Annotated in this window: 4 protein-coding genes and 1 pseudogene; 2 read left to right on the top strand and 3 right to left on the bottom strand. The window is 65.6% G+C overall.

Annotated features, from left to right (window positions below; all coding sequences use genetic code 11):
* Nucleotides 1-196: 196 nt before the first annotated feature.
* Nucleotides 197-991, bottom strand: a pseudogene (locus JWR89_RS10855) (SDR family oxidoreductase).
* A 144-nt stretch (nucleotides 992-1,135) separates the two neighbouring features.
* Complete coding sequence (locus JWR89_RS10850; protein ID WP_299715528.1) at nucleotides 1,136-1,831, bottom strand: hemolysin III family protein; 696 nt, start codon at nucleotides 1,829-1,831, stop codon at nucleotides 1,136-1,138.
* A gap of 205 nt (nucleotides 1,832-2,036) precedes the next feature.
* On the opposite strand from JWR89_RS10850, the gene JWR89_RS10845 reads away from it, so the two are divergent.
* A complete protein-coding gene (locus JWR89_RS10845; RefSeq protein WP_299715526.1) occupies nucleotides 2,037-3,500 on the top strand; it encodes a YcjX family protein in 1,464 nt (487 codons plus the stop codon).
* Entirely contained in the window at nucleotides 3,497-4,528 is a 1,032-nt protein-coding gene (locus JWR89_RS10840) for a TIGR01620 family protein (RefSeq protein WP_299715524.1), read from the top strand. Before JWR89_RS10845 ends, JWR89_RS10840 begins: the two co-directional genes overlap by 4 nt.
* Before the next feature lie 70 nt (nucleotides 4,529-4,598).
* Here the strand turns inward: JWR89_RS10840 and JWR89_RS10835 are convergent.
* Nucleotides 4,599-5,912: glycosyltransferase family 39 protein (locus JWR89_RS10835; RefSeq protein WP_299715522.1), on the bottom strand; the 1,314-nt coding region annotated here is incomplete at its 5' end.

Here is a 5,912-nt window from a genome sequence, read left to right as displayed (position 1 = left end):
GGTGGCGGTGAAGCCGCGGCTGGAAGCGGCGGAGTAGTACGGCGACGCTGGTCATTGCGATCGTTTCCCGGAAGCGGTGCGGCATTCTTCATGCCGCCCCGCAGAGCCGGGATCCCGATTTCTTGGGTACCGGGGCCCCGGATCTGCGAAGCAATACTTCGTATTGCGTCGCGTCCGGGGAACGCAGAGCGCAGCTCTACTCTCCGAACTCTTCGCGCATCTTCGCCTGAATTTTGGCCATGCCGCCGATCCAACGATCGTAGTTCTCGGTCTTCTTGCGCATGTAGTCGATCACCTGCGGATGCGGCAGGATCAAAAATGTCTCCGCCTCGATCCCCGCCAACGCATCCTGCGCCACCTGCTACGGCGTCAGGTCTCCGTCGCCGGATTGCGGGCCCTTGGGGATGGCGCGCAGCATGTTGGTATCGACGCCCTGGGGGCACAGGATCGAGACCTTGATGCCATGGGCGCGGTGCGAGATCGCGAGATTTTCCGCAAAGCCCACCGCCGCATGTTTCGTCGTCGAATAGGCCGGGCTGCCGACCTGCGACAACAGGCCCGCCGCGGAGATCGTGTTGAGGAAATAGCCGCCGCCGCGCGCTTTCATCAGCGGGATCAGATGCCGCGCCGCATAGACATGGGCCATCACATGAATCGCCCAGCTCTTCGCCCACGGCTCGTCGGAGCTTCCGCCGGCGTTCTCCGTCAGCGGATCGAAACCGCCGCCGATGCCCGCATTGGAACAGAACAGCGCGATCGGCCCGTACTGCCGCTCGGTCGATTCGATCACATGCTGGATGTCTTTTTCCTGGCCCACGTCGCATCGGAACGCGGCCCCTCCGATCGACTCCGCCACGGCTTCGGCCCTTGCGCCGTCGAGATCCACGACAACGACTTTGGCAGCCCCCGCTCTGTGGAAGGCTTCGCATAGCGCCTGGCCGATGCCATTGCTGCCTCCGGTCACGACGACGACCTTGCCTTGGACATGCATGTCAGAACTCCAAAGTTGAAATTGGCCGTAGGGTAGGCAAAGACATCCTCCGCGCGCCAGCGCGGCGATGGCGTGCCCACCAGATCGGCATGTGTGGGATGGTGGGCATGGCGCAAGGGCGCCTTTGCCCACCCTACTCGATGCTCAGCTCAGCACGAGGTCGAGCACGGCCGTATAGTGGCAGGCGGCGCCGAGCAGCACAAATGAATGCCAGATTGCATTCTGGAAACGCAGCCGCTGCCAGGCGTGGAAGATGACGCCCAGCGTATACAGCGCGCCGCCGAGGGCAATGAACCAAACGGCGAGGGTCGGCAGCGTGGTGAATACCGCGTCATAGGCCATCAGCCCGCTCCATCCCATGGCGAGATACAGCACCACCGCGAGCCGGTCGAAGCGGCCGGGATAACGCAGCTTGATGACGATACCGGCCACGGCCACGCTCCACACGCCGGCGAGCAGCGCGAAGGCCAGCCAGCCATCGTTCATCTGCGCGAAAAACGGCGTGTAGGTTGCCGCAATCAGAATGTAGATCGCGGAATGATCGAAGCGGCGCAGCCACCACTTCCTCGGCGAGACCGGCCACAGATTGTACGCCGCCGATAGGCCGAACATCGCCAGCAGGCCGGCGGCATAGACCGAGGCCGTGACGATCTCATAAGTGCTGGCGAAGATGGCGGCGAGAACGATCAGCGCGGTGCCGGCGACCAGGCCGAAGGACACGCCGATGCCATGGACGATGCCGTCGGCGATCAGTTCGGCGCGGTCGTAATTCCAGCGGATCGCACCAGCCACCATATGGGCGGTGTCCGAGGTTAGCTGCTTGAAGGTGAAGATTGCCATGAAAGTCGGTCCGGCCGCGGTGGTGAGCTTGCCTCAAGCCCAATGACTCCCCTTGGAGTCAGCGATAAATCATAGGCCAGCGAAGGTCAACGAAACCCAAACGACAAGGTTGCGACGCTTTCGCGACACGCTTGATTCCGGCCCGACAATCGCCACTTTCCGAAGTGCCGTCTGTATCATCCTGCTCAGTGAGTGCACCCCCCGTATGGCCAGCCTGTCCGAACTCGTCGAGGAAGCGCGCCTCTCCGCCCGCGCGCTGCTGGACTATGGTGACGGCCTGTTCAACCCCACCGTCCGGCTCGGCGTCACCGGCCTGTCCCGCGCCGGCAAGACCGTGTTCATCACCGCGCTGGTCCATGGCCTGACCCGTGGCGGCCGTTTCCCGGTATTCGAATCCCTGGCGACCGGCCGGATCGCCAGGGCCCGCCTCGCTCCGCAGCCCGACGATGACATCCCGCGCTTCGCCTATGAAGAACACCTGCGCACGCTGATCGAGGAGCGGCGCTGGCCAAACTCGACCGTCGATATCAGCGAGCTGCGCCTCGTTATCGACTACCAGCGCCACAACGGCGCCGAGCGTACGCTGACGCTGGATATCGTCGATTATCCCGGCGAATGGCTGCTCGACCTGCCGCTGCTCAATAAAACCTATGAGCAATGGTCGGCGGAGAGTCTCGCTTTGTCGCGGCAGGGTCCGCGCGCCGAGTTGGCTGCGCCGTTCCAGGCGCATCTCGCCACGCTCGATCCGACCGCGCCGGAGAATGAGCAATCGACGCTGACCGCGGCAAAACTGTTCACCGATTATCTGCGCGCCTGCCGCGACGATCGCTTTGCCATGAGCCTGCTGCCGCCCGGCCGCTTCCTGATGCCCGGCAACCTCGCGGGCTCGCCGGCGCTGACCTTCGCGCCGCTCGACCTGCCGGCCGACGCCAGCGCACCGGACAACTCGCTGTGGGCGATGATGGTCAGGCGCTATGAGGCCTACAAGGACGTGGTGGTCCGCCCGTTCTTCCGCGATCATTTTTCAAGGCTGGATCGCCAGATCGTGCTGGTCGATGCGCTGTCGGCGTTGAACGCCGGGCCGGAAGCGCTGCACGATCTGGAAGCCGCGCTGGCCGGCATCCTCGACTGCTTCCGCATCGGCCGCAGCACGATCCTCAGCACCCTCTTCCGGCCGCGCGTCGATCGCATCCTGTTCGCCGCCACCAAGGCCGATCACCTGCACCATCTCAGCCACGACCGGCTTGAGGACGTGCTGCGACGAACCGTCGGCAAGGCGGCGGCCCGCTCGGAGCTGGCCGGTGCCGCCGTGGACGTGGTCGCGCTGGCGGCGGTACGCGCCACCAAGGAAGCGCTGGTCCAGCGCGGCCGCGACAGATTGCCGTCGATCCTCGGCACCCCCGCCAGGGGCGAAGTGGCCAATGGCGAATCCTTCGACGGCGAGACCGAGGTCGCGACCTTTCCGGGCGATCTGCCCACCGACCTCGACGGTCTGTTCGAAGGCAGCGCGTTCCGCGGGCTGTCGACCGACGCGGCCGACAAAGCCGACTTCCGCTTCCTACGCTTCCGCCCGCCATTGCTCGAACGCAACGGCACGGAGGAGCCGGCGTTGCCTCACATCCGCCTCGACCGCGCGCTCCAGTTCCTGATCGGAGACAGGCTGCAATGACCGAACGATCGACCAGGCGACCGGCCACCTTCCGGCTCGACGATCCCCACGTCACTGTGATGGAGCCGGACGACGATGCCGGACGGCTGGCCCGTGGCGCGATCCGGATCACGCCGGAGGCCGATCCGCTGTCGATGCCGGTGGTGATCGAGCCGCCATTGCTGCCGGTGCGCTCCGGCTTCCGCTGGGGCACGCTGTTCTGGAGCGCGCTCGGCGGGCTGGTGCTGATGGGCCTTGGGCTCGGCGTGACCCATCTGGTCGAGGACCTTTTCGCCCGCAGCGAGGGGCTCGGCTACCTCGGCGTGACCTTTGCTGCGCTGGCGGCACTGGCGCTGTTGGTGATCATCGCCCGCGAGGCGATGAGCCTGATGCGGCTAGCAACCATCGAGAAGCTGCATGCCCGTGCGCTGGCGGTGCTGGCTAGCGACGACCGTACCGAGAGCCGGGCGATCGTGCAGGACCTCCTCAAGCTGGCGCATCGCAACCCGCAACTCGCCCGCGCCCGCACCGCGCTGCAGGGCCATGCCGACGACATCATCGACGGCGCTGACATGATCAAGCTCGCTGAACGCGAGCTGATGTCGCCGCTGGATATCGAAGCGCGCCGCCTGGTCTCGGTCGCCGCGCAGCGGGTTTCCATCGTCACCGCGATAAGCCCGCGCGCGCTGATCGACGTGCTGTTCGTGGCCGCTGCCGCGCTACGGCTGGTGCGGCAATTGGCACGGCTCTATGGCGGACGCCCCGGCACGCTCGGCATGATCCGGCTGATGCGCCACACCATCGGCCATCTCGCCATCACCGGCGGCATGGCGGCCAGCGACAGCATGATCCAGCAGGTGCTCGGCCACGGCATTGCGGCGAAGCTCTCGCAGCGGCTCGGCGAAGGCGTGCTCAACGGCTTGCTCACCGCGCGGCTGGGGCTCGCCGCCATCGACGTGACGCGGCCGTTGCCGTTCACGGCGCTGCCACGACCGGCGCTCGCCGACCTCGCGAAGGATCTATTGCGCAAAAAAGATGAAGAGCCGTAGGGCGCAATAGCGCACCGTATTGCGCCGCCTCTCGGCTCGGCCGGCGGATTACGCCTTCGGCTGATCCGCCCTACAAATTGGCGAACTGATAGCTGGGGAATCCCACCGCCAGTTGCGGCCAGCGATAGAACGGCGTGTTCGGCGGCGGATTGAGATCCGGATGCCAGCCGGTAAGCTTGTCGATCCCATAAGTCTTCATCACGACACCACGAAACACCGTGTTGACCGTCGCCAGCCTCTCCAGCACCGCGGCTGTCGAAGCCAGCAGCGCGCGGTTGTCATCGGCGGTCTGCGCGATGTAGAGCCCGGCGTGGTCCTTGATCAGCGCCGAACCGGGATCGCGGAAGCCAAGGAAGCGCGCGCGCTCGTTGATCTGGACCACCGGTACCTTGTCTTTGAGGTGCCAACGCAACATCGCATAGGTTCGGTAGTCCGAGGTCGCGATCCAGGTCGCGCCGGACTTCTGCATCTCGACAAGCGCGCGCTCGGCGAGCGCCGCGTAGCCGGCTTCGCCACCAATCGGATCGTTCCGGCCAATCAGATTCCACGGGGCTGCGACGCAATACAGGAACACCAGCACGACGAACGGAATGCCGGCCGCGATCGCAGCAACGCTCCAGCGCCGCGACGACCGGATCATGCCCGCCGACCAGCCTTCCCGCCGGATCATCGCGACGTTGATGGCGGCCGCGGCAAAGCCGGTCGGCCAGATGAACATCGGCCAGGTGTCGCCTATCCGAAGCGTCAGTGATTTCCACAGGAAGTAGCCGAACGGCACCAGCACGCAGGTCGCCAGCAGGATCGCCACCGGCTCGCGCTTGCTGTAGCCGCGCCAGGCGGTGATCACGACACCGGTCAGCACCACGGGAAAAAGGATGAAGCCGACTTGACCGAATTGCAGGCCGAGGAATTCGCCGAGCACTCGCCACGAGAATTCATGATCGGAGGTCGCCCGCACAAACTGGAACTTGAACGAGGCCCAGTCGTGCCCGGCATTCCAAATCAGTACCGGCGACGACACCGCGAAGGCGATCAGCACCGCCAGCCACGGATACGGACTGCGCAGCCAGCGCGCACGCCAGGCCGGCACTAGCATGAAGGCCAGCACGCCGGGCACCAGCATCACGACGGTCAGTTTGGACAGCAGCGCCAGTCCGGCGAACAGCCCGGCCGCCAGCCACCAGCGCGCATCGTCGCTCTCCGCCAGTCGCACCAGCGACCAGACCATCGCCACCGCGAACGGGATCATCGCTACATCCGGCGCAACCTTGGCCATCAGCAGTCCGTAATACAGCGCGGCTTCCGGCATCAGCACGGCAAGAACCACGGCGCGCAGATCCTGCGTCACCCGCCGCACGATGTCCGCGAGCAGCAGTTGCGTCAC

The sequence above is a fragment of the Tardiphaga sp. genome (assembly GCF_028290785.1).
Classification (GTDB): Bacteria; Pseudomonadota; Alphaproteobacteria; order Rhizobiales; family Xanthobacteraceae; genus Tardiphaga.
This window is presented reverse-complemented; position numbering and strand designations above follow the sequence as displayed.